The sequence below is a fragment of the Acinetobacter sp. genome, from assembly GCF_041911495.1.
Classification (GTDB): Bacteria; Pseudomonadota; Gammaproteobacteria; order Pseudomonadales; family Moraxellaceae; genus Acinetobacter.
On the sequence record NZ_JAYROT010000008.1, the window covers coordinates 17,261 to 43,546 of the forward strand.

23 protein-coding genes are annotated in these 26,286 nt (G+C 43.0%); 14 read left to right on the forward strand and 9 right to left on the reverse strand.

Annotated features, from left to right (window positions below; translation table 11 throughout):
• The 4 genes from ACE3PQ_RS00720 to guaA all read left to right on the forward strand — a co-directional run bounded on the left by ACE3PQ_RS00720 (window position 1) and on the right by guaA (window position 3,265).
• Window positions 1-420 carry a F0F1 ATP synthase subunit epsilon gene (locus tag ACE3PQ_RS00720; RefSeq protein WP_374294281.1) on the forward strand — a complete coding sequence of 140 codons (420 nt, stop codon included), beginning with the start codon at window positions 1-3 and terminating at the stop codon, window positions 418-420.
• A gap of 139 nt (window positions 421-559) precedes the next feature.
• Complete coding sequence (locus ACE3PQ_RS00725; RefSeq protein WP_374294283.1) at window positions 560-1,369, forward strand: ATP-dependent Clp protease proteolytic subunit; 810 nt, start codon at window positions 560-562, stop codon at window positions 1,367-1,369.
• Window positions 1,370-1,383: 14 nt separating this feature from the next.
• Window positions 1,384-1,554, forward strand: coding sequence for a hypothetical protein (locus ACE3PQ_RS00730; RefSeq protein WP_374294285.1), 171 nt, complete (start codon window positions 1,384-1,386; stop codon window positions 1,552-1,554).
• Window positions 1,555-1,696: 142 nt separating this feature from the next.
• Window positions 1,697-3,265 (forward strand): glutamine-hydrolyzing GMP synthase, encoded by a 1,569-nt coding sequence (guaA, locus tag ACE3PQ_RS00735; RefSeq protein ID WP_374294287.1) that lies wholly within the window; start codon window positions 1,697-1,699, stop codon window positions 3,263-3,265.
• Window positions 3,266-3,334: 69 nt separating this feature from the next.
• Here guaA and ACE3PQ_RS00740 read toward each other — a convergent pair whose 3' ends face one another.
• Window positions 3,335-3,604 (reverse strand): hypothetical protein, encoded by a 270-nt coding sequence (locus tag ACE3PQ_RS00740; RefSeq protein ID WP_374294288.1) that lies wholly within the window; start codon window positions 3,602-3,604, stop codon window positions 3,335-3,337.
• Window positions 3,598-4,416: a DUF3883 domain-containing protein gene (locus tag ACE3PQ_RS00745; protein ID WP_374294290.1), complete on the reverse strand. Its 819-nt coding sequence runs from the start codon at window positions 4,414-4,416 to the stop codon at window positions 3,598-3,600. Before ACE3PQ_RS00745 ends, ACE3PQ_RS00740 begins: the two co-directional genes overlap by 7 nt.
• Before the next feature lie 142 nt (window positions 4,417-4,558).
• On the opposite strand from ACE3PQ_RS00745, the gene ACE3PQ_RS00750 reads away from it, so the two are divergent.
• Both ACE3PQ_RS00750 and ACE3PQ_RS00755 read left to right on the forward strand, forming a co-directional pair.
• Window positions 4,559-5,506, forward strand: coding sequence for a pirin family protein (locus ACE3PQ_RS00750; protein ID WP_374294293.1), 948 nt, complete (start codon window positions 4,559-4,561; stop codon window positions 5,504-5,506).
• 100 nt (window positions 5,507-5,606) lie between these two features.
• A complete protein-coding gene (locus ACE3PQ_RS00755) occupies window positions 5,607-6,008 on the forward strand; it encodes an OsmC family protein (RefSeq protein WP_374294295.1) in 402 nt (133 codons plus the stop codon).
• 117 nt (window positions 6,009-6,125) lie between these two features.
• Here ACE3PQ_RS00755 and ybaK read toward each other — a convergent pair whose 3' ends face one another.
• From ybaK to ACE3PQ_RS00775, 4 genes are all read right to left on the reverse strand, one after another.
• Entirely contained in the window at window positions 6,126-6,599 is a 474-nt protein-coding gene (gene ybaK, locus ACE3PQ_RS00760) for a Cys-tRNA(Pro) deacylase (protein WP_374294297.1), read from the reverse strand.
• An 87-nt stretch (window positions 6,600-6,686) separates the two neighbouring features.
• Window positions 6,687-7,316 carry a bifunctional nicotinamidase/pyrazinamidase gene (gene pncA, locus ACE3PQ_RS00765; RefSeq protein WP_374294299.1) on the reverse strand — a complete coding sequence of 210 codons (630 nt, stop codon included), beginning with the start codon at window positions 7,314-7,316 and terminating at the stop codon, window positions 6,687-6,689.
• A 424-nt stretch (window positions 7,317-7,740) separates the two neighbouring features.
• The gene (gene ssb, locus ACE3PQ_RS00770) at window positions 7,741-8,307 is read right to left on the reverse strand and encodes a single-stranded DNA-binding protein (RefSeq protein ID WP_374294301.1); all 567 of its coding nucleotides are present in this window, start codon (window positions 8,305-8,307) and stop codon (window positions 7,741-7,743) included.
• 55 nt (window positions 8,308-8,362) lie between these two features.
• On the reverse strand, window positions 8,363-9,724 hold the full coding sequence (locus ACE3PQ_RS00775) for an MFS transporter (protein WP_374294304.1): 1,362 nt from the start codon (window positions 9,722-9,724) through the stop codon (window positions 8,363-8,365).
• A gap of 193 nt (window positions 9,725-9,917) precedes the next feature.
• Between ACE3PQ_RS00775 and uvrA the strand changes: the two genes are divergently transcribed.
• Window positions 9,918-12,749, forward strand: coding sequence for an excinuclease ABC subunit UvrA (gene uvrA / locus ACE3PQ_RS00780; protein WP_374294306.1), 2,832 nt, complete (start codon window positions 9,918-9,920; stop codon window positions 12,747-12,749).
• A 133-nt stretch (window positions 12,750-12,882) separates the two neighbouring features.
• On the opposite strand, the gene sstT is transcribed toward uvrA, so the two are convergent.
• The 3 genes from sstT to ACE3PQ_RS00795 all read right to left on the reverse strand — a co-directional run bounded on the left by sstT (window position 12,883) and on the right by ACE3PQ_RS00795 (window position 16,296).
• Window positions 12,883-14,079 carry a serine/threonine transporter SstT gene (sstT, locus tag ACE3PQ_RS00785; protein WP_374294308.1) on the reverse strand — a complete coding sequence of 399 codons (1,197 nt, stop codon included), beginning with the start codon at window positions 14,077-14,079 and terminating at the stop codon, window positions 12,883-12,885.
• Window positions 14,080-14,230: 151 nt separating this feature from the next.
• Window positions 14,231-15,484 (reverse strand): DNA (cytosine-5-)-methyltransferase, encoded by a 1,254-nt coding sequence (gene dcm / locus ACE3PQ_RS00790; RefSeq protein WP_374294310.1) that lies wholly within the window; start codon window positions 15,482-15,484, stop codon window positions 14,231-14,233.
• 74 nt (window positions 15,485-15,558) lie between these two features.
• On the reverse strand, window positions 15,559-16,296 hold the full coding sequence (locus tag ACE3PQ_RS00795; protein WP_374294312.1) for an Eco47II family restriction endonuclease: 738 nt from the start codon (window positions 16,294-16,296) through the stop codon (window positions 15,559-15,561).
• A 289-nt stretch (window positions 16,297-16,585) separates the two neighbouring features.
• Here ACE3PQ_RS00795 and ilvD point away from each other — a divergent pair, with 289 nt between their 5' ends.
• The 7 genes from ilvD to mraY all read left to right on the forward strand — a co-directional run bounded on the left by ilvD (window position 16,586) and on the right by mraY (window position 26,247).
• Complete coding sequence (ilvD, locus tag ACE3PQ_RS00800) at window positions 16,586-18,415, forward strand: dihydroxy-acid dehydratase (RefSeq protein WP_374294313.1); 1,830 nt, start codon at window positions 16,586-16,588, stop codon at window positions 18,413-18,415.
• Between the two features lie 367 nt (window positions 18,416-18,782).
• Window positions 18,783-19,718, forward strand: a complete 936-nt coding sequence (gene rsmH / locus ACE3PQ_RS00805; RefSeq protein ID WP_374294315.1) for a 16S rRNA (cytosine(1402)-N(4))-methyltransferase RsmH — start codon at window positions 18,783-18,785, stop codon at window positions 19,716-19,718.
• A 129-nt stretch (window positions 19,719-19,847) separates the two neighbouring features.
• Window positions 19,848-20,180, forward strand: a complete 333-nt coding sequence (gene ftsL / locus ACE3PQ_RS00810) for a cell division protein FtsL (protein WP_374294362.1) — start codon at window positions 19,848-19,850, stop codon at window positions 20,178-20,180.
• Between the two features lie 151 nt (window positions 20,181-20,331).
• Window positions 20,332-22,122 (forward strand): peptidoglycan D,D-transpeptidase FtsI family protein, encoded by a 1,791-nt coding sequence (locus tag ACE3PQ_RS00815; protein WP_374294317.1) that lies wholly within the window; start codon window positions 20,332-20,334, stop codon window positions 22,120-22,122.
• Window positions 22,123-22,137: 15 nt separating this feature from the next.
• Complete coding sequence (locus ACE3PQ_RS00820) at window positions 22,138-23,670, forward strand: UDP-N-acetylmuramoyl-L-alanyl-D-glutamate--2,6-diaminopimelate ligase (protein WP_374294319.1); 1,533 nt, start codon at window positions 22,138-22,140, stop codon at window positions 23,668-23,670.
• Window positions 23,671-23,703: 33 nt separating this feature from the next.
• Entirely contained in the window at window positions 23,704-25,128 is a 1,425-nt protein-coding gene (murF, locus tag ACE3PQ_RS00825; RefSeq protein ID WP_374294321.1) for a UDP-N-acetylmuramoyl-tripeptide--D-alanyl-D-alanine ligase, read from the forward strand.
• Entirely contained in the window at window positions 25,129-26,247 is a 1,119-nt protein-coding gene (gene mraY, locus ACE3PQ_RS00830; RefSeq protein ID WP_374294323.1) for a phospho-N-acetylmuramoyl-pentapeptide-transferase, read from the forward strand. It begins immediately after the preceding gene.
• Window positions 26,248-26,286 lie beyond the last annotated feature (39 nt).

Sequence of the window (26,286 nt, forward strand, 5' to 3'; positions counted from 1 at the left end):
ATGGCAACGATGCAATGTGACGTGGTGAGTGTCAAAGAGTCAATTTACTCTGGACAAGTCAGCATGTTGATCGCAAAAGGCGCAGGCGGTGAGCTCGGTATTTTACCGGGTCACGCTCCGCTAGTGACTTTACTTCAACCTGGAACGATTCGTGTTCAGCTTGAAAATGGTACAGAAGAAATCGTCTATGTATCAGGCGGTGTGCTTGAAGTTCAACCGCATGTAGTGACTGTCCTTGCAGACACCGCAGTACGTGCAGACAACTTGGATGAAGCAGCAATTATCGAAGCACGTAAAAATGCTGAACAATTGCTTGCAAATCAAAAGAGTGATTTGGACTCAGCAGCAGCTTTGGCTGCCCTTGCTGAAACAGCGGCACAACTTGAAACATTACGCAAAATTAAAAATCGTGCAGGTTAATCCTGTCATGATTGAGAAGAAGCCATCCGTAAGGGTGGCTTTTTCAAATTTTTTAGCAGAAATAGAATAAGGAAAGAAAATGTTTACAGGTTCGATACAATCACACGCTCAGTTGGCTTTAGCCTATTAGCATACTGAGTTGAGTAAGAAATTCAATGACAGAGATTTGATCAGTTATGTAGGTTCAATTAATCAATTTTCACCTAATGTTCTAAAAGAAGTTATTGAGAAAAATAAACAAAATCCAAACTTGGCAGTCTTGATTTATTCAGGTGGTGGTTTAGTGGAATCTGCTGAAAAAATGGTAAATATAATGCGTCATCATTATGAAGATGTTGTATTCATCATTCCTGAAATGGCAATGTCAGCTGCAACGATTATGTGCATGTCTGGTGATCAAATATATATGGATTACTCTTCTTCATTAGGTCCAATTGATCCGCAGGTTCAAAACAAAGAAGGACACTTTGTACCAGCTTTAGGTTATTTGGATAAGGTTAATGAAATTATTGAAAAATCTAATAATGGTAATTGTAGTCAAGCGGAATATATGCTTCTTACCCAGCAAGATTTAGGTGTATTGAGGCGTTATGAGCAAGCAAGAGACCTCTCGGTTAGTCTGCTTAAAAAATGGTTAGTTCAATATAAGTTTAAAAATTGGAGCAAGCATAATAGTACTGGTAAAAAAGTTACTAATCAGGAAAAAGAAGAAAGAGCAGAAGAAATTGCTACAAAATTTTGCGATCATAAGCATTGGCATTCACATAGTAGATATATTAGTATTCAAGAATTAGGAGCGTCGAATATTCGCCTAGTTATTGAAGACTTTGGTCAAAATAGAGATTTATCTGAGGCGGTTCACAAGTACCACGATTTATTACTTGATTATTTTCAAGGACTAGGTCAAAGTTTTTATATCCACTGTAACACTCATCTTCAGAGTATGTGATTATGAAACAACATATGACAATTGATCAAAGAGTTATTGTAGCTAAAGAAAATTTAGAAAAGAAAAAGTCCTATCAAAGCGTGCAAGAGACTCTAAAGTTAGTAAATGAATTTCAACAGTTAGGTCTAATAAAACCACCAAAGTTTACTTTGGCTCTGCATGGTGAAGTAAGAATTACTACGTAACTGTAAAGCCATCCGTAAGGGTGGCTTTTTTATTGCCTTTTAAAAACAAATTATAGTTGAACAAATTTATAATCGGTGCAGTTCACCGTAGAAAATGCTAAAATACAGCGCTTAATTTCTCGCCTTGTATAAGTTGTAACTGATGACGACCAATACTCAAATTACCGAAGACCGTATCCTTATCCTTGATTTTGGCTCGCAATACAGCCAGTTGATCGCTCGCCGTGTCCGTGAAGCAGGCGTGTACTCTGAAATGTACGCCTATGACATGAGCGAAGAAGAGATTCGTGCCTTTAATCCAAACGGCATCATCCTCTCAGGTGGTCCAGAAAGCGTGCATGTCGAAGGCAGTCCTCGTGCACCACAAGTGGTATTTGAGCTCGGCGTGCCTGTACTTGGTATTTGCTACGGCTTCCAAACCATGTCTGAACAGTTGGGCGGAAAAGTCGAAGCAGGTAAAGTGCATGAGTTCGGCTATGCAGAAGTTGATATTCAAATCCGTGACCAGTTGATTGGTAATCTACAAGATCGTGAAGATCAATTGCATGTGTGGATGAGCCACGGTGATAAAGTGGGTCAATTACCACAAGGTTTTAATACCACGGCAAGCACGCCAAGCTGTCCATATGCGGCGGCATCTGATGAAACCCGTCGTTTCTACGGTGTGCAGTTCCACCCTGAAGTGACGCATACCGCAAAAGGCGCAGAATTACTTTCAAACTTCGTGCATAAAATCTGTGGTTGTGGTGGTCTGTGGACACCTGAACAGATTATCGAGCTTCGTATCGAACAGCTTCGTGAACAAATCGGCGATGAAAAAGTCTTGCTTGGCTTGTCAGGTGGCGTGGATTCCTCTGTGGTTGCAGCCTTGTTGCATAAAGCGATTGGCGATCAATTGACTTGTGTATTCGTCGATAATGGTTTGCTTCGTTTAAACGAAGGCGATCAAGTGATGCAAATGTTTGCAGACAATATGGGTATTCGAGTGATTCGTGCTGATGCAGAAGAGCGCTTCCTCACTGCACTTGCAGGTGAAGTTGATCCTGAGAAAAAACGTAAAATCATCGGTCGTGAATTCATCGAAGTCTTTGCAGAAGAAGCACGTAAACTTGATGGCGTGAAATTTTTGGCGCAAGGCACGATTTATCCTGATGTGATCGAATCGGCGGCGAGTAAACAAGGTAAGGCGCATGTGATCAAATCGCATCACAATGTTGGCGGGTTACCTGAAGATTTGGCGTTTGATTTGGTTGAGCCATTACGTGATTTATTTAAAGATGAAGTGCGTAAACTCGGCACGACACTTGGCTTGCCACATAGTATGATCTACCGTCATCCGTTCCCAGGACCGGGTCTTGGTGTACGTATCTTGGGCGAAGTGAAAAAAGAATATGCAGATATTCTGCGTCTTGCTGATGATATCTTTATGCAGGAGCTACGTGCCAGTGGCTGGTATGACAAGACGGCGCAAGCCTTTGCGGTATTCCAACCTGTGAAGTCTGTGGGTGTGGTCGGTGATGGTCGTCGTTATGCGTGGGTGATTGCGCTACGTGCTGTGGAAACTGTGGACTTTATGACGGCTCGTTTTGCGCATCTACCGTATGATTTGGTTGATCGTATCTCAACTCGTATTATGAATGAAATCAGAGATGTATCACGTGTGGTCTATGATGTGTCGAGCAAGCCACCTGCAACGATTGAATGGGAATAATTTCCTTAAAAGAGCACTTCGGTGCTCTTTTTTATTCGTTTTTAAAATAGATATTTACTAAAATTGAGTTTAGGGGTTTAGCGCATAAAAGATAAAATCCGATAATTGTTCTTCATCTTCGTCAAACTTCAGCGCAATTTTGGAAATCAAATGATCAATCACGCTATGAATTTCTTCTTTTGAATTGAGTCTATTTAGAAATTGAAAATCACAGCTTTGTTCATCTTCAAAATCATTAAAGTAAAATACAATATCTGTTTTAAAACTATCCACATGAGTGTCGCCAATCTCATCAAGATAGTCTTTCAAAATGTTAATTTTATCGCTGAGTTCTAACATATATCAGATACCAAATGATATTCTTTGACTTCTTTTGATTTGATGATTTTTTCTTCAAATTTCAGATTTTTCAGTGGATCATCAATAGTTAAAAAAGTCGGTGTATCATCTAAATTCAGCACCAAAGTAATGATGTAATCAAGCTGATATTCTTGCGCTTTTTTGTATTCATTTTCTGTTAAACGAAAACGACCTTTCTTGGCACGAATCCCTTTTATTTCAGCTAAATACGATGTACTTTGTACATTGACTTGAAAATCATAACCATCACCATATAGGCGAGCATCTTCGATGCTTCCATCTTTAAAAATATCAATGGATTGATAGTTATTCAGGAAATATAGCTCTGCTTCCAATCCTGTTTCTTGTAACTTCTTAAATCTTGATTTTACGATGGGTTTGACCTGTACAATAAAGTCATCAATTTTAAAATTTTCATGTAGGAAAAGTTTGATGATATTGGCATAACCGACACAGTTTTCACTGCCGAATAGATTATCAATCAGATGTTTACGGTGAATATATGCGTCGCCTTTTTGCCACCAACCTTTACGATCATTGTCAAAAAATGGATCAAATAAATCCATTCTGTTTTTAACGACACTTCCTGTTTCAACGATGCCTAACTCAACGAAATAGTCATAGAATGCAGATTTGGTCGAAAAGCCAAATTGTTGAATAAAATCATTGTCAAACTTCGCCAAGCCATAACCGAGCAAATTTAAGAGTTCGTAATTTTCGTGTTTGTTACTGTTCATTTGATAAGTATTGAGCATTTCTTCGACATTATTTTTACATAAGATTGTGTACATTTCCTAAAATTATTTGTCATAAATCAAAATAATACACACACAGCGTTGCAATTCTGGACTGTAATCTGTCGTACAATTTCGATATTTTATAAAAAATCTAGTCGAAAACCAGTAACAGATTAGCTAGAAATAAGGAAATAATATGACCAATACTACGACAGCCCGTGTGTCGCAATCGTCCGATTGTCCATCCGCACAACCAAATAGCATCAAAGAAGTCCATCTACGTTCTGCCATCGTCGGCACAAGTACCACGATCAAACGTGCATTGCCGAGCAAAGATAAACGTATGATTGGCGCATGGTGTTTCCTAGACCATGCAGGACCTGTGCAGTTTGCACCGAATGATGGCATGGATGTTGGACCGCATCCGCATATTGGCTTGCAGACCTTTACATGGATGATCGACGGCACAGTGATGCACCATGACAGCGTGGGCAGTGAGCAACTGATTCGTCCAAAACAGGTCAATTTAATGACCGCAGGACAGGGTATTTCCCACACCGAAGTGACGCCATCGACGGAAACAGGCTTGCATGCGGCACAGCTTTGGATTGCATTGCCTGAGGCACATCGTCATATGGCGCCGAAGTTTGAGCATTATCCTGAACTGCCAACCATTGAACAAGACGGTGCAATTTTCTCAGTGTTGGTTGGTGATTTTCTCGGGACGACGTCGCCAGTGCAAGTTTATAGCAAGATGCTCGGTGTAGATGTCGAAGCGGTGGATGATGTTGAGGTGATTTTGGATTTAAATCCTGAATTTGAATACGGGCTGTTGGCGATGGAAGCTGAAGCAGAAATCAACGGTCATGCCCTGACACACGACAATATGGTGGTGCTCGAAGTTGGTAATGAAAAAATGCACCTTAAAATGAAAAAAGGTGCACGTGTTTTGCTGATTGGTGGTGAGCCATTTGAAAGTGAAATTCTGCTGTGGTGGAACTTTGTAGCACGTACTACGGAAGAAATGAAACAGGCACGTCAGCAGTGGATTGACCATGATGCACGTTTTGGAGAAATTCCATCGTATCAGGGCAAACGTCTGATTGCGCCTGAAATTCCAGATCAGATGCGGACTTCAAAATAAGCCTGCGTGACTTGAACCTGTAAATACAGAACGCAAAGTAGAGAACCTAGAATAGAAAACCTAGAATAGAAAACCTAGAATAGAAAACGAGGACGACAACATGGCAAGCATCGCAAATACAAAAATCTCAAGCCTAGACGCACCGTGGGCAGGTGAACTGACCAGTGGGAAACATCACTATATTACCGATAAGCCTGAGAGCTTTGGGGGTGGTGATACTGGTCCTGCGCCGTATGACTATCTGCTTGCAGGATTGGCGGCGTGTACCATGATCACACTGCGCATGTATGCAAAGCATAAAGAGATAGATTATGGGCATTTCTCCATTGATCTACATTTCAATATGAACAAAGAAGGTGAGGAATGGATTACTCGCAAGCTGAGATTTGACAAGGACTTAGATGAGGCAGGCAAAGCTAAAATTCTTGATATTTGCCAAAAGACACCTGTGACTAAAACCTTACTGCGTGGCACACGGATTGATACGTCGATTAAATCATAACCCTATTTGCAAGATTCAACATATTTAGGCAAATGAATTTAATTCAATGACAAGGCAATTAAGCGAAGGTGTACAAGTTGCACATTGAGAGCAATTAACGCAGTCGGGGAGTTGAGGTCATCCGACTAAATCTCGAATCTCGGCAAAGTCTGCATTTAATACTTTGCTGAGATCATTCGGTGCAAGCGAGATGTCTAAGCCACGTTTGCCACCACTGACGTACATTTTTTCAAAGTGTTGTGCGGAATCATCAATCACGGTTTTTTGGCGTTTTTTCTGTCCTAGCGGACTAATCCCACCGACCAGATAACCTGTCAGGCGTTCGGCATCTTTGATCTCTGCCATGGCTAATTTTTTACAGCCCAAAGCGCTTGCGGCTTTCTTGAGATTCAGTTGATAGGCGACTGGTAGTACAGCGACATAATGATTTTTACCGTCTGTGACCAATAAGGTTTTAAAGGTTTCCTCAAGCGTCAGTCCGAGTTTTTCTACTGCTTCCAAGCCAAAATTGTGATTATTCGGATCATGCTCGTATTCATGCTTGCGATAAGCGATTTTTTGTTGATCGAGAAGTTTGCAGGCAGGCGTCATGTTGAATCAATGTTTACAAAAGTTTAGGCAAGTTTAAACCCATCATACTCAGGATAAAAGCAAATATGCAAGATAAGCCAAGTAAGATCAACCATTCAAAATATTTTGGGATGCTATGCGCTGTACACCCGCATTGCGCATGGCTTGCCAAGCATTTTCCAATGAGCCATTTAGATCAATAGCACGACAGGCATCTTCGATCACATAACTGGCAAAACCAAGTTTAGCTGCGTCCATCGCCGTCCATGCCACACAGAAATCCGTCGCCAAACCGACCACAAAGACCGTATCTATGCCACGAGATTGTAGGTAGCCTGTCAGTCCAGTCGAGATTTGCTGATCTGCTTCCAAGAAAGCCGAATAACTGTCGATATGCTGATGGTAGCCTTTGCGGATAATGAGCTGTGCGCTTGGAATGTTTAAATCGAGATGAAGCTCGGCATCTTTCGAGCCTTGCACACAATGCGTCGGCCAAAGTACTTGCGTACCATAATCCAGTTCGATGGTGTCAAAAGGCTGTTTACCCACGTGGTTTTCTGCAAAAGAAATATGATCGGCAGGATGCCAGTCTTGAGTGAATACAATATTTTGAAAATGTTTTGCCAGTTGATTGATGATCGGTACGACTGCATCACCATTCGGCACAGCAAGATTGCCGTTGGGGCAAAAGCCATTTTGTACATCGACGACGATCAAGGCGGTATTTTTGGCGTGCATTATCAGTGACCTAAATATTGGGAATTAGCTTGAGATAGGAGAAATCCTAGCATGAAAATAGAATGATCTTTGCATGTGTGAGATGAAAATAAATAAGAATGATTCTTCTTCTATTAAGAATGGCTTTAAAATGAAAAATTAATGCAAATATATTTAAAAAATGCTTGCTTTCTGCACAGCAACTGATTATTATGCGTTCAACATATTTGGTATCTGCAATCTCTCCTTATATTTTTGATTTTGAATCAAATTTCTTAGCTTCAACGATTGTGATTTTATAGCTTATCCCCCTCGGATAAGCTTTTTTTTGCCTATTCATTGTGTAGTCGCAAAATTCAAAGCATAAAAAACCTGACGAATCAGGTTTTTTAAGGCATTTAGATTTCTAAATAACTAGAATGTCTTGATCTAGTGCAGTTCGATATTAGAACGGCAAATCATCATCAGGCTCATTACCACCTTGTTGTGGTTGAGCTCTTGGCGCTTGGTTGTTTCCACCGTATCCACCACCTGCAGGTGCTGCATAGTTTGGATTGTTGTTATAACCGCCTTGATTGTTGCCTGAGTTATTACCTGAATTATTGTTAAAACGTGGTGCGTCAAAGCCACCATTGTTCTGACCATAATTTTCGTTTTGATAACCACCCTCTTGCTGTGGACGTGAGTCGAGCATTTGCATTTGGTCGCCACGAATCTCAGTGCTATAACGCTCTTGACCGTTTTGATCCGTCCATTGACGTGTACGTAATGAGCCTTCGATGTAGACTTTTGAGCCTTTTTTCAAATATTGTTGAGCGATTTCACCCAATTTATTATTTAAAACAATACGATGCCATTCTGTTTGTTCTTTGCGTTCACCAGTACTTTTATCAGTCCAAGACTCACTGGTGGCAATTGAAAAATTACACACCGATCCGCCATTTGGAAAGGTTTTTGATTCAGGGTCACGTCCTAAGGTACCTACTAAAATCACCTTATTCACTCCGCGCATGCGTTATTCCTCTTATAGATGTCTATTTTGTCCGAATACTTTAATCGAGATTGCCTTAGATCGCTAGCTCTTGATTGAGCAAGCGCGACAATTCTTGTCTTGCTGTATCTGTAATTTGTTGTTTATCCACTTTGATGTAGGCGACCTGTTTTTCAGGCATGACTACGACCTCTTCAATACCATGAACAGCCAGTAAAAGGGAAGTCCAATCATCCATTTTTTCTGTTTCAGGTAATGTCACGACGAGCGAAGAGAGATAACGTGGCTGATTGAGCTGAAAAGTGACCAAAAGCCAAATGATCGCAATACCTGCCAAGATCGCCCAACCAAGCCCAATTTGGTGCATACTCAGTAAGATACCGCCCAATGTCCCACCGAAAAATGCGCCCAAAAACTGAAAACTGGAGTTCACACCCATCGCAGTCGATTTGGATTGGATTGGTGCAGACTTGGATAGCCACGATGGTAATAAGGCTTCCATGACATTGAAAGCGATAAAAAATAAGGCTAAGCCACAGAGCAGACCATATTTATTGTCATAGCCAAGCGCCATGACGATCAAGCCCAAGACGATCGCCACTACTGCAGTGATAAAAATACCACGCATCTGACGGTATTTTTCCGCCAAGATAATACTTGGAAAAGCAAAAAATAAGCTGATTAATAAGAGTGGCAAATACACCCAACCATGATGCGCAAGTGGTATCCCTGCATATTCAATCAACTGTGATGGAATAAACACAAACATCGCCGTCAGCAATAAGTGCAACATAAAAATCGACACGTGCAAACGGTTCAGATCTGCCATGCCAAGCACTTGTTTGAGTTGTGTCAAATAACCTTGAGGTGCGACTCGATAATGGCGAGTGACTTTCGGCACCAAGAGCAACATCAGCATTGCCAATGTACCCATGATGGTGGTGACCCAAAAGAGTCCTGAAATACCGACTTGCTCGGTGAGCCATGGACCGATACTAAAGGCGAGCATGAAAGACAGCCCAATGCTCATGCCCATAAATGCCATCGCTTTGGAGCGTTGTTCTTCACGGGTGACATCGGAGAGCAGTGCCATGACTACAGCGGATACCGCACCAGCACCTGCAATCGCCCGACCAATGATCACGCCATAGATCGAATCAGATAAAGCCGCAATCGCACCACCCAGAGCAAACAAGGCAAGTCCGAAAATGATTAATGGCTTTCGGCTAAAACGATCGGCAAGTAAGCTAAATGGAATCTGTAAAAAGGCTTGGCTGAGTCCATAAATACCGACGGCTAAACCAATCAATGCAGGTGTTGCACCATGATATTGCTGACCTGCAACCGCAAAGACAGGAATAATCATAAATAAGCCCAACATGCGCAGAGCAAAGATGCTACTGAGTGCAAAAGTTGAGCGAGCTTCGAGATTATTCATATCAGGGGCTTTTAAATGGTTGTAGCGGTCGATTTTTAACGCCGATATTATAAAGCAAATTAACCATAAACAATAAATCAATCTGAGTCAGGTGTAATAGTTCAAACTTTTATTTCAATTTGTGAACTTGAATAATTGTTAGACATCTTCATATACAATACTGTTTTTCGCCAAATAACAACAGGACAGCAGAATGAGTCAAAGTCATATTCGCATTCGTGGTGCACGTACCCACAACTTGAAAAATGTGTCTTTGGACATTCCACGTGACAAATTTGTGGTGATCACTGGACTATCAGGTTCAGGCAAATCATCACTTGCATTTGATACTTTATATGCCGAAGGTCAGCGTCGCTATGTCGAATCGCTGTCTGCCTATGCACGTCAGTTTTTATCACAGATGGAAAAACCCGAAGTCGATGCGATTGAGGGTTTAAGTCCTGCGATTGCGATTGAGCAAAAATCCACCAGTCATAATCCACGTTCAACGGTCGGCACCATCACGGAAATTTACGATTATCTGCGTTTGCTCTATGCACGTGTCGGTACGCCATACTGTCCTGAGCATGACTTACCAATGGTGGCGCAGACAGTATCGGAAATGGTCGATGAAATCCGTGCGCTTCCTGAAGATACGGCGATTATGTTGCTAGCGCCAGTGGTGCGTGAGCGCAAAGGCGAATACAGCACTTTATTTGAAAAGTTACAAGGACAAGGCTTTGTCCGTGCCCGTGTTGATGGTGAAATCATTGATATTGATACGCCGCCCGAACTCGATAAAAAGAAAAAACACACCATCGAAGTGGTGGTCGATCGCTTTAAAGTCCGTGATGATTTGGGTAATCGTATCGCAGAATCCATCGAAACTTCGCTACGACTTGGCGGTGATTTAGTCACTTTATCATGGATGAAAGGCGAACATCCTGACCGTATTTTCTCGGCAAAACATAGTTGTCCGCAGTGTGATCGTGCGGTGGCGGAGCTTGAGCCACGTTTATTCTCATTTAATAATCCCTTTGGTGCATGTCCTGTTTGTGATGGTCTGGGGACACGTAGCCATTTTAGCCCTGATAAACTCGTACCAAATGCCGAACTTAGCCTCAGCCAAGGTGCAATTCGTGGTTGGGATCGTCAGCATCCGTATTATTTCACCATCGTGCAAAAAGTCGCTGCGCATTTCGAGATTCCGATGGATCAGCCGTGGCAAGATTTGGATAAAGCACAGCAAAAAGTCATTCTGCAAGGCTCAGGCAAAGAAAAAGTCGATCTGTCCTATGTCGATGAGCGTGGACGTAAGCACAATCGGGTGTCGCCATTTGAGGGCGTGTTGCCATACATGGAACGCCGCTACCGTGAAACCGAAAGCAACTACGTGCGAGAGGATTTGGCGCAATATCTTTCCAATGCAGCATGTAGTAGCTGTGAAGGTTCACGACTGAATGAAATCTCACGTCATGTGCGAGTGCTCGATAAAACCATTGCCAATATTACGCAAATGTCGATTGGCGAAGCGGAAAATTATTATCAAGGCATTGAGCTTGAGGGCGCAAAAGGTGAAATCGCCGATAAAATTTTTAAAGAAATTCGAGAGCGCTTGCAGTTCTTGGTGAGCGTTGGATTGAATTATTTGAGCCTTGCGCGTTCCGCAGAAACCTTGTCAGGTGGTGAAGCACAGCGGATTCGTTTGGCATCGCAGATTGGTGCAGGCTTGATGGGTGTCATGTATGTGCTCGATGAGCCGTCGATTGGACTGCATCAACGGGATAATGACCGCCTACTACAAACTTTGATTCGCCTACGTGATTTAGGCAATACGGTATTAGTCGTTGAACATGATGAAGATGCAATACGTGCGGCGGATCACATCATTGATATTGGACCGGGTGCGGGTGTGCATGGCGGTGAAATCATCGCCGAAGGGACTGCGCAAGATTTGGCAGATCATAAAGATTCACTGACAGGGCAATACCTCTCAGGAAAATTAAAAATTGCTGTACCAAAAGAACGAAAAAAATCGCCTCGTCCTGATGAAACCATTCGCCTCACAGGTGCAAGCGGGCATAACCTAAAAAATGTCAGCCTGACCTTGCCGACTGGTGTGATGACTTGCGTGACGGGTGTATCAGGTTCAGGTAAATCGACATTAATTAATCGTACTTTATTACCGTTGGCTTTGACGCAACTCAACGGTGCAACCACGCTCACAGCAGAAAAGTTTGAGTCGATTGATGGTTTGCAGTTCTTAGATAAAGTGGTCGATATTGACCAAAGCCCAATTGGTCGTACACCACGCTCCAATCCTGCGACCTATACAGGATTATTCACGCCGATTCGTGAGCTGTTTGCTCAGACCCCTGAAGCACGTGCTCGTGGCTATGCCGCAGGGCGATTCTCGTTCAATGTCAAAGGTGGTCGCTGTGAAGCCTGCGAGGGTGATGGCATGATCAAAGTGGCGATGCACTTCTTACCTGATATGTATGTGCCGTGCGATGCCTGTCATGGCAAACGCTATAACCGTGAAACTTTAGAAGTGCATTACAAAGGTAAAAATATTTCCGAAGTGTTGGAAATGACCGTAGAAGATGCAGCGCAATTCTTTGATGCGATTCCGACCATTCACCGTCGTTTGGAAACATTAAATGATGTCGGTTTGGGCTATATCCGTCTTGGGCAAGCGGCGACCACATTGTCAGGTGGTGAAGCACAGCGGGTGAAACTGGCTCGTGAACTTGCTAAGCGTGATACAGGCAAGACGCTGTATGTGCTCGATGAGCCAACCACAGGATTGCATTTCCATGATATTGCCAAGTTACTCGATATCCTGCATACGCTACGTGAAAAAGGGAATACCATTGTGGTGATTGAGCATAATCTCGATGTGGTGAAAACAGCTGATTGGATTATTGATCTTGGTCCAGAAGGTGGCTCAGGTGGTGGTGAAATTATTGCCGAAGGCACACCTGAGCAAGTGGCAAAAGCCAAAGGTTCACATACTGGACATTTCTTAAAACCATTATTGAAATAGTCCATAGAACTTACTTAGGTTTGTATGTTCCTCCCCTTTTAAGGGGAGGTTAGGAGGGGATTAATTAAAGATGCCTATTTTTGATTAATCGAATACACCTGTATGATTTTTATAAATAATTATTTTTCACAAATCATTTCTTCGACAAATCTACCGCAGCGGTAAATAGAATATCTGTTGATGAGTTGAGTGCGGTTTCGGTCGAGTCTTGTAAGACGCTGATGACCATACCAATCGCCACCACTTGCATGGCAGTTTCCGAAGAAATTCCAAACAAACCACATGCGACTGGAATTAATAGTAGTGACCCACCTGCAACGCCTGACGCACCACACGCTGTCACCACAGACACCACAGACAATACCACCATCGTTAAAAAGTCCACTTCAATATTCAACGTATTCACCGTAGCCAAAGTCAAAATGGTAATGGTCACGGCAGCACCTGCCATATTGATGGTTGCACCGAGTGGAATGGACACACTTGCGGTCGATTCAGAGACACCTAGACGCTTTGCCAAGTCTAAATTCACAGGAATATTCGCCGCCGAACTACGTGTAAAGAATGCGGTAATACCACTTTCTTCCAAACACTTAAACACCAACGGATATGGATTCTTTTTCATCACGATCGCCACCAAAATCGGATTGATCACCAGTGCCACAAAAGCCATGGTCGCCACCAAAACAATGATGAGATGCGCATAATGCTCCAAAGTATCTAATCCCGCTTGGGCAAACGTCGCCACCACCAAACCAAAAATCCCCAGCGGTGCAAAGCTAATCACGATGCGGATAATGTGATTGACGCCATCCGCAATGTCCGTGAGTACCTGACGCGTGGTATCTGACGCATGACGTAGCGCAATGCCTAAGCCTACTGCCCATGCGAGAATCCCAATAAAATTCGCCTCATGCAACGCCGTCACAGGGTTGCTAATAAAGTTGAGTAATAAGGTTTTGAGGACTTCGGCGATACTGTTTGGCGGTTGTAGCTGTGTTTCAGGGTCGATGGTGAGAATAAGTGTACTTGGAAAAAGGTTGCTTGCGATGACGGCACTGGTAGCAGCGAGTAACATACCGATCACGTACATGCCTAAAATCGGCTTGAGGTTGCTTGCTCCTTGACCGACTTTAAAATTGGCAATCGACGCAAGGACTAAAATAAAGACCAAAATCGGTGCAACCGACTTCAACGCCTTGATGAATAAATCACCCAATATGCTGACATAACTTGCAGACTCAGGGAATAAATATGCCACGAGACCGCCTAAGACGATGGCGATCAAAATACGTGAAACTAAGCTTAGACGAGCTAGGGCTGAAAACATAACCGAGCCTTTTGAACAATATTTGTTTTGAAAAAATAGAAACCAAGCGGATTATTTTATAACAAAAATTGATAAGACTGTTGATTTTTAGGAATATGTTAATTTAAGATTCTGAATTACATAAACTTCTTTGCTAAAAATCCTGTTAAAGTTAAATTAATTTCAATTGTTTTACATCTTCAAGTTGATTCAATACATCAATCACCGCACGACCGACAGCATGCGCAAGATTAACAGGTACTGCATTGCCGATTTGCTTGTATTGCGAAGACAGCGAACCTGAAAATTGCCATTGATCAGGAAAGGTTTGAATCCGAGCATATTCACGAACGGTCAACGGACGAGTTTCATCAGGATGACAGCGTTCGGTTTGCTTTTGCGCAGGCGCACAGGTTAATGTCAAACTTGGCTCATCCCATGATAAACGCCTTGCCATACCTGTCTTACCACCACCGAGGTAATAGCTTTTCATCATATATTCTTTTTGGATTGGCTCGGGTAAATCACGCCAATAGCCACCTTGAGGTACCATGTCTAAAATTTCAGCTTTGCGCTGTGGATACTTTTGTCCTTGTGATGGTGCGACATCTGTATCGAACAGCTCGCCAGCTTTCAGTGCATCTTTTAAAGTCAACACTTTGTGATAAGGCGAGGGCCATTGAAACTCAGCAAAATGTGCCAAATCATTACGAATGCCAATTAATAATAGTCGCTCACGTTTTTGTGGAACACGGTAGAAAATAGCTTTGAGGACTTTAGGCTCGACTAATGTGTAGCCAAGTTCTGCAATCACATCTTTAATCGCTTGTAACGTGCGTCCATTTTCATGATTGAGCAGACCACGGACATTTTCTGCAATAAAGACTTTGGGTTGAACTTCTTTGATTGCCCGAGCAAATTCAAAAAATAACGTGCCACGTGCATCTTCAAAGCCCATTTTCTTGCCTGCATAAGAAAATGCCTGACAGGGAAAACCACCTGAAATCACATCGACTTGATGTTGATGCGGCGTGAAATCTTGGGCACTAATATCGCCTTGCAGAACATTCCATTCAGGACGATTGGCTTTTAATGTGGCGCAAGCATCTTTGTCTAATTCATTTAAAAGGACAGATTTAAAGCCTGCTTTTTCAAGTCCGATTGCCAAACCACCTGCACCCGCAAACAATTCGATCAATGAATATGGTCGCTTTGGCTTGATCGCAAGTTCTTTGTCCCAATCACTTTGAAACAAGATTTTGGCTTGCTCAAAGTGCATCAGTTGCTCACGATGATAGACACGATAGTTATTATCAGGATGGCGTTGTGGTACGAGTTCGCCATTGTGATCCCAACGACGCAAAGTTTCTTTTGTCACACCTAAAATATCTGCGACTTGAGCAATAGAGAAATAATCGGGTGTCATAAAACCATACCAAAACCTTATATATGGTGATTATAGTATCTTGAATCTCAAGCAGACTCAAACATTATATATGGTTATTTTTCTAAAAATGCTTGCGCAAATATTTTGGCAAAATTTTGCTTATCTTTAATTTCAAAGTTTGGCATAGAAAAGTCATTTTTCATTATTTCTTCAATGACTTGGGGTAAGACTTTGTAGAATTGCTGTAAGGCATTATCGACACCCGTAACCAAAGCATAAAAACTTGCACCATCAATCATACGAATTTTTGGATTAGCAAAACAGCGTGCGCCTTTCTCTTTATCTGATGGTGTAAATTCTTTGTCAAAACGAATTGGTGACTTCGGAATGATCGTCACATAATATGCGGTATAGCCATGATAAGAGCTGGCTTTAGGTGAAATCAAATTATCAAACTCTCGATATAGCGTAACTTGTTTTCCACCTGTTAATGTATTGTACTTATTCTTAATTTCAGCAACAATTTTTTGATCCATACAGACCAAATCACTACCTGCATTTGAACCGACTTTGAGATTTTGCCAACCTTCGACATTGCCTAAAATATCTTGATGTAAATTACCGATATGATTTTGCAAAGTTTTCTGCGCTTGTCGGTTTAACTCTTGTTCTTTCCAATAGGCAAAATTTGCTAAACCAAATGCAGACATTTCAAACAATGAGCCAAAGGGATCAACGACATTCTTATTAAAATTCTGTGGTGCATTTTTCTTGGCAATCAAGCCTTTTTCTAAGACACTTTTGACTGCTTGTTTTAATAAATTATCTGCAATCCACGTAAGATACGCCATTAGTTTCCCCAAATAAAACGGCTATTAAAATGAAAGTCGATAAAATATAGCATATTTATATTAGGAAAAATCTCGCTGATAGGCAGTAGAAAAATGAAAAGAAATTCGAATTGTCCACTAATTTGTTTGTGAGTACCGAACTTCTCGCTAGAGCTTCCCTATCTCCACTCAAATTGTAGTATCATTATTCGATAGCTCCGCTGATTGATTCATCAGCACTCATTGCAAGTTTCGCCAGAGTAAATGGTTCTGATAGTGTTTACTCAAGCATCATATTTTGGAAGTACACATGCCTGATTATCGTTCGAAAACATCAACACATGGTCGTAATATGGCTGGTGCACGTGGCTTATGGCGTGCAACAGGAATGAAAGATGAAGACTTTGGTAAACCGATTATTGCCGTAGTCAACTCATTTACTCAATTCGTTCCGGGTCACGTCCATCTCAAAGATTTAGGTCAGTTGGTGGCTCGTGAGATCGAAGCATCAGGCGGTGTAGCCAAAGAGTTTAATACCATTGCTGTCGATGACGGTATTGCGATGGGGCATGACGGGATGCTGTATTCACTGCCATCTCGTGATTTGATTGCGGATTCGGTCGAGTATATGGTCAATGCGCACTGTGCCGATGCGATGGTATGTATCTCAAACTGTGACAAAATCACACCGGGAATGCTCATGGCGGCGATGTGTCTAAACATTCCAGTGGTATTTGTGTCAGGCGGTCCGATGGAAGCAGGTAAGGTCAAATTCCGTGGTGATGAAAAAGCCATTGACCTTGTTGATGCGATGGTGGTTGCCGCAGATGATAGCTACACCGATGAAGAGGTCGAAGCATTTGAACGTTCTGCGTGCCCAACCTGTGGTTCTTGCTCAGGGATGTTTACTGCTAACTCAATGAACTGTTTGACGGAAGCACTTGGTTTATCACTTCCGGGCAATGGTTCGATCGTGGCAACCCATGCCAACCGTAAAAAATTATTCTTACGTGCAGGTCAGTTGATCGTTGAGCTATGCCGTCGTCATTATGAACAGGACGATTACAGCATCTTGCCTCGTTCGATTGCCACCAAAGCCGCCTTTGAAAATGCGATGACGCTCGATATTGCCATGGGCGGTTCGACCAATACCGTGTTGCACTTGCTCGCCGCAGCGCATGAGGCGGAAGTTGACTTTAGTATGGATGACATTGATGTGTTATCTCGTAAAGTCCCTGTGTTATCTAAAGTTGCCCCTGCGAAGTCTGACGTGCATATGGAAGATGTGCACCGTGCGGGTGGTATTATGTCGATTCTCGGCGAACTTGATCGTGCAGGATTGCTTGATACCTCGGTCAGCACTGTACATGAAAAAACCATGAAAGATGCTCTCGATAAGTGGGACATTATCCGTACTGAAGATCCTACAGTATATGAATTTTTCCGTTCGTCACCGGGTGGTATCCCTACGCAAGTGGCGTTCTCACAAGATCGTTATTATTCAACTTTGGACGGCGACCGTGAAAAAGGCGTGATTCGTAATGCAGAGCATGCGTTCTCACAAGACGGTGGCTTAGCGGTACTTTACGGCAATATCGCACTAGATGGTTGTATCGTGAAAACCGCAGGTGTTGACGAATCAATTCTGAAATTTAACGGTACAGCACGTGTCTTTGAAAGTCAGGATTCAGCGGTTGAAGCGATTCTCGGTGGCAAGATCGTTGCAGGTGATGTCGTAGTGATTCGCTACGAAGGTCCTCGTGGCGGACCAGGTATGCAAGAGATGTTGTATCCAACCAGTTACTTGAAGTCGAAAGGCTTGGGTAAAGACTGTGCGCTGATCACTGACGGTCGTTTCTCAGGTGGTTCGTCGGGTCTATCTATCGGTCACGTTTCACCGGAAGCTGCTGAAGGCGGTGCGATTGCTTTGGTTGAAGATGGCGATACTATTCAGATAGATATTCCAAATCGTACCATTCACCTTGATATTGATGATGCAACGATGGCACATCGTCGTCATATCCAAGAAGATAAAGGCTGGCATCCAGTCGAAGAGCGTAAGCGTAAAGTGTCTAAGTCTTTGAAGATTTATGCGAAGCATTCGACCAGTGCGGCAAAAGGTGCGGTACGCGTTCTTTAAGCTGTTATGATTGATTGAAAATGCACATTGCTCAGGTGATGTGCATTTTTTGCTTTTGAGGCGTTCACTCTCATGCAAAGAATTTTAGCAATGACGTGACTTATATAGTCGAAGAAGTTAATTTCTGATACAAGGCAACCGAACGAAGGTGTACAGATAGTACTGCGAGTGAGGTTAACGCTGTAGCAGGATTTAAGTTCTCTGACTATAATGCTTACACTGGCAAAATTTGACATTCAATACAATTGATACAAATTTTGGCTTGGGATGCGTCCCAAAACCATGAATAATTGTCTGAATTACATGTGTTATTTTAAATTTATTTTTAAGATAATTGTTTAGCTAATAAAACCAATCGTTGTGTTCCATGTCCCATATTTCTGTGTTGTTAAATGAAACTGTTGAAGCTGTATTAGGTGAGAAGCAGTCTGGAATTTTTGTTGATGCGACGTTTGGTCGTGGGGGACATACACGTCAGCTTTTAAATCAGCTTGATCAGGATGCCAAAGTCTATGCTTTTGATAAAGATCCACAAGCCTTAGCAGAAGCACAGAAACTCGCCGAAGAAGATGCACGTTTCCAGATTATCCATGCCAGTTTTGCCGATATTAAAGATGCGCTTGCTGAATTGGGTGTGACTGCTGTAGATGGTATCATGGCTGATTTGGGTGTGTCGTCGCCACAGCTTGATCAAGCTGAGCGTGGTTTTAGTTTTATGCACAATGGTCCTCTCGATATGCGAATGGACAACTCGCAAGGACTCACCGCAGGGCAGTGGCTACTGGAAGTCGATGAAACCGAGCTGGCCAATATTATTTTTAAATATGGTGAGGAGCGTTATAGCCGACGCATTGCCAAAGCGATTAAAAATGCAGGACAGATCGACACCACGGCGCAACTGGCTGAAATCGTCAAAGTCGCTCATCCAAAATGGGAAAAGCATAAACACGCAGCCACACGGACTTTTCAAGCGATTCGGATTTTTATCAATCGTGAGCTCGATGATGTGGAGCAGTTTTTACCGCAAGCGGTTGAATTATTAAAACCCAATGGTCGCCTTGCGGTGATTAGTTTTCATTCTTTGGAAGACCGTTTGATTAAACAATTTATCCAAAAAGAATCGACTTTGCCTGAACAGGATTGGGGTGCGGTACTTTCGCAAACAACGCAAAAAGACACAAGACGCTTAAAGAAAATTGCACGTATTGCACCAAGTACAGTGGAAGTCAAAGAAAATCCACGTTCACGTAGTGCATGGCTTCGAGTGGCAGCACGTGTGGAGATGCGTGAGGAGCAAGTATAAATGGCGACATTACAACCACAGCGTAAACAACAAAACAAACAACAGATCAAGCCGAATCAATCCGCTGAAAACTTTGGCAAAGCTTCTGCGAGTAAACTGCTCAATGCAGAGTTTTTACAAGAAAAATCCATGCTGCAAAATATTGCCATTATTTTTGTATTACTCGTCGCAGTGATGGGTAGTGCCTTTATGGTGGTGCATCAGGTATTTAAATATCGTTATGATTATCGTGGCTTTACCAAACTGATGCAGGAAAAAGATAATCTTAATGCGGAGTGGGGGCGTTTGCTAATCGAGCAACAGACCTTTGGTGCAACGGCGCAGATTGGTAGCCGAGCCGTGACACAGCTTCGTATGTTTTCACCGCCTGCATCACAAACTGTGGTGATCGCAGGGAATCAATTGGCAACAGAGAAAATTGCGCTAGGCGAATCGCAACTTGGTCAGGGAAATGTGCCATGAACGACTTCAAGACTGATGCAAAATTGATGCAAAATTGATGCAAAATTTTAAATAGGATTGGAATTCACTGACACGACTTAAATGAATTGGATGAATTCAATTCTGCACAGTATTTCAAGTAAACTAAGCAAGATTGGGAAAATAAGGCAACATGGCGTTGAAATCACAAAAAGGCAAAAATAAACGAAAGGCGGTGGTCGCCAAGCCAACTCTTGCGCAAGATATGTGGCGTTTTCGTCTGCTGTGGATTGCTGTATTTGTCGCCTTTGTCTTGCTCATTGGCCGTGCGTTTTGGGTGCAAATTATTGAAAGTAAGTTCTTACAAGAACGAGCCGATGCCAAGATTCTATATACCGAAAAAGTCCAAGCGATGCGTGGTGTGATCAATGATCGTAATGGTGTGCCACTGGCGATTAGTACACCAGTGATGACTTTGGTGATCGACCCAACAGACTATTATCAAGCACAAAAGCTGAATCAGGAAAATATTGCCGAAGGCAAAAAGCCAAGCCAGAAAAATTTCGACTTAGATGCGCTTGCCAAAGCCGCTGGTGTGGATGCAAGTAAGCTGAAAAGTGATGTAAAACGTCGTGAGCGTACACGTTACGTCGTGATCAAACGTCAAGTGCCACCTGCCAAAGCGCAAGCCATTTTGGATCAAAACTTCCAAGGGGTGTACACCGAAAAAACCTACAAACGCTACTATCCTCAACCACAGCCGAATGCACAAATCATTGGTGTGACCAATAGTAATGGTCTAGGCATCGAAGGCTTGGAGATGCAACTGAATAAGCGTCTTGCAGGTGTCAATGGTGAACAGCGAATTTTGCGTGATCGTCGGGGTAATCGCCTGAAAGTTGAAGAAGTGTTGACTCAAGGGCAAGCAGGGGAAAATATTCAGCTCAGTATCGACTCACGACTACAATATATTATGTATCGTGAGCTGACTGCTGCGGGTGTGGCGAACAATGCACGTTCTGCAACGGCGATCGCTGTCGATGTCAAAACAGGTGAAATTTTGGCGATGAGCAGTTGGCCATCGTATAACCCGAATAATCCAAAAAGCTTTACCAATAAAGATGCCATGCGTAACCGTGGTGCGATCGACTCGTTCGAGCCGGGTTCGACCATGAAGCCATTGACAGTGATGATGGCATTAGAAACAGGTAAATATAAGCCTGAAACAGTAATTAATACCTCACCAGGCTATATGCGAGTAGGTAATCATACCATTCGAGATACGCATAATTACGGTGCGCTGAATCTCGGTGGGATTGTGATCAAGTCTTCTAACGTCGGTGTATCAAAGATTGCCTTGTCTGTACCGTATGAAACTTTACCACTGTTTTATCAGCGTCTTGGTTTTGGTCAAAAGTCTGCAGTGAAGTTCCCCGGTGAAAGTTCAGGTTTGATCTTGCCACGCAGTAAGTGGAATGTATCGGAAGTCGCCACCATGTCCTATGGCTATGGTCTAAATGCGACGGTGTTACAGCTTGCACAATCTTATGCGATGATCGCCAATCACGGACAAAAAGTGCCTTTGACTTTATTTAAAGTAACTGAGCCACCAAAAGCCGAGCAAATGGTTAAACCTGAAATTGCCGATACGGTATTGCAAATGCTCGAAGGCGTGACTCAACCGGGTGGTACAGCACGTCAGGCGGTGATTCCTGGCTATCGTGTCGGGGGGAAAACAGGTACAGCGCATAAACTGCGTGCCGATCGTAAAGGTTATTCGCAAAATGAGTATCGTGCGCTGTTTGCAGGGGTTGCACCAATCAGTAATCCACGGATTGCGATGGTGGTGGTGGTGGAAAATCCGCAAGGCAAATATTACGGTGGTCTAGTTGCTGCACCTGTGTTTGCCAAGATCATGCAAGAGTCATTGCGTTTGCTCAATGTACCTCTAGATCGTCCGCTTGAAACTGCGACTGCACCATAATAGGAGAGCCCAACGATGAGCACATTGCAACAGATTTGGACGGGTGAAATTGCTTCTCTTACAGCGAATGTGGATTTGCCAAAATGGACGAATGACACTTTTTCAGGTTTTCAATTAGACAGCCGTAAAGTGCAAATAGGTGATATTTTTATTGCACTACAAGGCGTGAATAATGATCTTGAAAAGACCCAGCACTATATCAATGGCGCACTAGAAAAAGGTGTAATCGGCGTATTGACCGAAGTTCAAGTGCCTGCACATGAAAAAGTGCTGTATCTGCCACAATTACGTCAAATTCTCGGATTATTACAGCAACAGCTCTTACAGTCGAAAGCACCGATTGAATTAGCAGAAGTCGTCGCAGTCACTGGCACTAATGGTAAAACTACGGTTTCACGATTGATTGCAGAATTATTGACGATGCTTGGTCAAGCTACTGCCGTGATGGGCACCACAGGCAATGGTATTTTACCGAATCTACAAGCCTCGACGCATACCACACTGGATGCTTTGCATTTACAGCAATCCTTTTATGATTACAGCTTGCAAGGTGCACGTTATTTAGCACTTGAGGCGAGTTCGCATGGTTTAGCGCAAGGACGATTGGCAGGCATGCCGATTGCCGTTGCTGCATTTACCAACTTGAGCCGTGATCATTTGGATTATCACAAAACTTTAGAAAATTATGCTGAAGCGAAAGCGATGTTGTTTGATTTTCCAAGTTTAAAGCATGCAGTCATCCATCAAGATGATGAGTTTGCAACATTGATGATCGAGCATGCCAAAAATAATCCTGCTCAGCCGAACATCGTGACTTATAGCATACGTCATGAGGATGCAGATTATTATTTGAGAGATGTGCAATTTAGCCTTGAAGGTGCAAGCTTTACTTTACATTGTGCAAATGGCGAATTTCAGGTCAATAGCCCACTGCTTGGATGCTTTAATGTGGAAAATGTCTTAGCAGCGATCATCTGTGTGGAAAAACTCGGCTATACATTGGCGGATATTGTGCCTTTGGTCGCAAAGCTAAAAGGCGCACCAGGTCGCATGCAAGTTATTGCTGACCAAGGGCGATTGTTTATTGTGGATTATGCGCATACGCCAGATGCTTTGGCGCAAGTATTACAAAGTCTAAAAGCCCATGTCGAGCATCAGCTTTGGGCGGTGTATGGTTGTGGCGGTGATCGAGATCGAGGCAAACGTCCAGAGATGACCCAAGCTGCGATCGATTGTGCTGATCAAGTACTGATGACCACAGATAACCCACGTACGGAAGACCCATTACAAATTTTTGCCGATATGAAAGCCAATTTAGCAGATCAAATCGTCAATGCTGAACATTTCCATGAAATTCATGATCGCCGTGAAGCGATTAAGTTTGCAGTTAGGCACGCCAAACAAGGTGATATTGTGGTGATTGCAGGCAAAGGACATGAAAATTATCAAGAAATTGATGGGGTGCGGCATTGGTTTGATGATGTGGTCGAAGTCGAGTCGGCAATCAAGGCACAACCTCACCAGCCACATAGCTATCCCGCTGAATAATCATTGATCAAGATTTAAGGAACATCGCATCACATGCATACGTCAACTACCAGTACCAGCCGTCTTGATCCGTGGACTATTCAAGATTTACGACGTGCAACACAAGGCGTTTGGCATCAAGGCATTCAGCCTAAAGAAAGCCAGTCGAAAGAAAGTATTCAGCGTATTGTCACCGATTCACGAGAGGCGACAGTTGGCGATGCTTTTTTAGCACTGAAAGGTGAGCGTTTTGATGCACATGATTTTGTCGAAAAAGTGGCGATGCAAAACGCAAGTTGTGTGATTGTTGAGCGTGCCATTAACGGTGTGAATATTCCGCAGTTGATTGTTGCAGATACTCGGTTAGCCTTGGGGCATTTGGGTGCATATCGCCGTCAGCAATGTGTTGATTTAAAAGTCGTTGCATTGACGGGCAGTAGCGGTAAAACCACTACCAAAGAAATGCTTGGTAGTATCTTCTCTCGGCTCGGCGAAACCTTAGTCACCCGTGGCAATCTAAATAATGATCTCGGTGCGCCAATCATGTTGTTGGAACTGCGTGCTGATCATCGTTATGCTGTGATAGAGCTTGGTGCAAGTCATATTGGTGAGATTGATTATACCAGTCGCTTGGTACAACCCGATGCCGCAGGGATTTTGAATATTGGCACAGCACATTTGGGCGAGTTTGGTGGGCGTGATGCGATTTGCAAAGCAAAATCAGAGATTTATGCCCATATCAAAAATAAGGGTACGGCGATTATTCCTGCCCAAGATGATTATGCAGCGCAAATTCTAAACACTGTGAATGATGTGGCGAATGGTCGTGCGCAGATTCGCTTTGGTCAAGGTGGTGATGTTTATGCCACGGAGATTGAGATTTTAGCGCAATCTTCACGATTTACTTTAAATACGCCAAAGGGCAGTGTACAAATCGACTTACCTTTTGCAGGTGCGCATAATGTGCAAAATGCTGAAGCAGCGACCAGTTTTGCATTGGCAATGGGCGTGTCTTTAGAGGATATTGCGATTGGTTTGCAACAGGCGACAGGTGCAAAAGGGCGACTCAATTTTATTGAAAAAGATCAAACCTTGTTTATTGATGACACCTATAACGCCAATCCAAACTCGATGCGAGCGGCAGCACAAGTTTTGCTCCAACAGCAAGGCATCAAAGTCATGGTGATGGGTGATATCGGTGAATTGGGTGATGATGCAGAGATTGAGCATCAGAAGCTCGGACAGGATTTGGCACAGCTCAAACTTGACTATGTCATTGCAGTGGGTGAGTATGCACCTGCGGTTGCTAGAGGTGCAGATGTGTCACATTGCTATGCTTTTGCAACACAAGATGAAGCGCAAGTGCGCCTTGAACAAATTATTCAACAACATCAACCACAGCCAGTGAGTTTGCTGTTCAAAGGGTCTCGTTATACCCATATGGAGCATCTCTTGGACGCATTGATGGAGAAATTATAAATGCTGTTATGGCTCTTTGATTTACTTGCGAATTATCATGACTCATTTCGTGTATTTCGTTATTTGACCTTGCGTACCTTGCTAAGTGTATTGACCGCATTGGGGATTGGTCTATTGCTTGGACCGATGATGATTCGCAAATTGCGTGCTTTGAAATATGGTCAAGCGGTCAGTAGCTACGCACCTGAAAACCATGCAGCGAAGATGGGTACACCGACGATGGGTGGTGTACTGATTTTGATGTCGATTGGAATTAGTACCTTGCTCTGGGCTGATTTAAGCAATCCTTATGTATGGATCGTACTCGGTGTGATGGTCATCTTCGGTGCTGTGGGTTGGGCGGATGACTGGATTAAAATCCGTTATAAAGACAATGCAGGCTTACCTGCACGCAAAAAGTTCTTTTGGACATCGGTGGGTTCGCTTGGCGCAGGGATTGGCTTGTACTGTATTGCACAGATGCAGACTGACCCAGTGCTTACGTCCAATATGCTCGATTTACTCATTCCATTTTTTAAGAATTTGAGTATTCCGTTTTCTGTGATTCCATTTGGTATTGCCTTTATCATCTTTACCTATTTGGTGATTAACGGTGCATCCAATGCGGTGAATTTGACTGATGGTTTAGATGGTTTGGCGATTATGCCAATCGTGCTTGTTGCAGCAGGTCTAGGTGTATTTGCTTATCTATCAGGTGATGTGCGCTTTGCCAATTATTTACATATTCCTTATGTCAAATATACTTCTGAACTGGTGGTGATCTGTGCGGCGATGATCGGTGCAGGACTGGCATTCCTGTGGTACAACGCCCATCCTGCGCAAGTGTTTATGGGCGATGTCGGTGCGCTATCGCTTGGTGCGATGTTGGGTACGATTGCGGTGATGGTACGTCAAGAGATCGTCTTTGCGATCATGGGCGGTGTGTTTGTCATGGAAGCGATATCAGTATTCTTGCAAATTGGCTCACTGCGGATGCGTAACAAGCGTGTATTTTTAATGGCACCGCTTCATCATCATTATGAAAAGCAAGGTTGGAAAGAAACCCAAGTGGTGATTCGTTTTTGGATTATTACTATTATTTTAGTTGTCTTGGGTTTAATGACTTTAAAATTACGTTAAACAATTTTTGTTTAAAGGAGCCAGCACTGCTGGCTTTTT

Bases quoted from the DNA above. Each gene is read 5' to 3' on its own strand.
- guaA (WP_374294287.1), top strand. From the start codon at position 1,697: ATGACGACCAATACTCAAATTACCGAAGACCGTATCCTTATCCTTGAT.
- uvrA (WP_374294306.1), top strand. From the start codon at position 9,918: ATGAGTCAAAGTCATATTCGCATTCGTGGTGCACGTACCCACAACTTG.
- ACE3PQ_RS00755 (WP_374294295.1), top strand. From the start codon at position 5,607: ATGGCAAGCATCGCAAATACAAAAATCTCAAGCCTAGACGCACCGTGG.
- ACE3PQ_RS00720 (WP_374294281.1), top strand. From the start codon at position 1: ATGGCAACGATGCAATGTGACGTGGTGAGTGTCAAAGAGTCAATTTAC.
- ACE3PQ_RS00750 (WP_374294293.1), top strand. From the start codon at position 4,559: ATGACCAATACTACGACAGCCCGTGTGTCGCAATCGTCCGATTGTCCA.
- ybaK (WP_374294297.1), bottom strand. From the start codon at position 6,599: ATGACGCCTGCCTGCAAACTTCTCGATCAACAAAAAATCGCTTATCGC.
- ACE3PQ_RS00740 (WP_374294288.1), bottom strand. From the start codon at position 3,604: ATGTTAGAACTCAGCGATAAAATTAACATTTTGAAAGACTATCTTGAT.
- ilvD (WP_374294313.1), top strand. From the start codon at position 16,586: ATGCCTGATTATCGTTCGAAAACATCAACACATGGTCGTAATATGGCT.
- pncA (WP_374294299.1), bottom strand. From the start codon at position 7,316: ATGCACGCCAAAAATACCGCCTTGATCGTCGTCGATGTACAAAATGGC.
- ACE3PQ_RS00775 (WP_374294304.1), bottom strand. From the start codon at position 9,724: ATGAATAATCTCGAAGCTCGCTCAACTTTTGCACTCAGTAGCATCTTT.
- ACE3PQ_RS00730 (WP_374294285.1), top strand. From the start codon at position 1,384: ATGACAATTGATCAAAGAGTTATTGTAGCTAAAGAAAATTTAGAAAAG.
- ACE3PQ_RS00820 (WP_374294319.1), top strand. From the start codon at position 22,138: ATGAGCACATTGCAACAGATTTGGACGGGTGAAATTGCTTCTCTTACA.
- ACE3PQ_RS00745 (WP_374294290.1), bottom strand. From the start codon at position 4,416: ATGTACACAATCTTATGTAAAAATAATGTCGAAGAAATGCTCAATACT.
- ACE3PQ_RS00815 (WP_374294317.1), top strand. From the start codon at position 20,332: ATGGCGTTGAAATCACAAAAAGGCAAAAATAAACGAAAGGCGGTGGTC.
- sstT (WP_374294308.1), bottom strand. From the start codon at position 14,079: ATGTTTTCAGCCCTAGCTCGTCTAAGCTTAGTTTCACGTATTTTGATC.
- murF (WP_374294321.1), top strand. From the start codon at position 23,704: ATGCATACGTCAACTACCAGTACCAGCCGTCTTGATCCGTGGACTATT.
- rsmH (WP_374294315.1), top strand. From the start codon at position 18,783: ATGTCCCATATTTCTGTGTTGTTAAATGAAACTGTTGAAGCTGTATTA.
- ssb (WP_374294301.1), bottom strand. From the start codon at position 8,307: ATGCGCGGAGTGAATAAGGTGATTTTAGTAGGTACCTTAGGACGTGAC.
- ACE3PQ_RS00795 (WP_374294312.1), bottom strand. From the start codon at position 16,296: ATGGCGTATCTTACGTGGATTGCAGATAATTTATTAAAACAAGCAGTC.
- ftsL (WP_374294362.1), top strand. From the start codon at position 19,848: ATGCTGCAAAATATTGCCATTATTTTTGTATTACTCGTCGCAGTGATG.
- mraY (WP_374294323.1), top strand. From the start codon at position 25,129: ATGCTGTTATGGCTCTTTGATTTACTTGCGAATTATCATGACTCATTT.
- dcm (WP_374294310.1), bottom strand. From the start codon at position 15,484: ATGACACCCGATTATTTCTCTATTGCTCAAGTCGCAGATATTTTAGGT.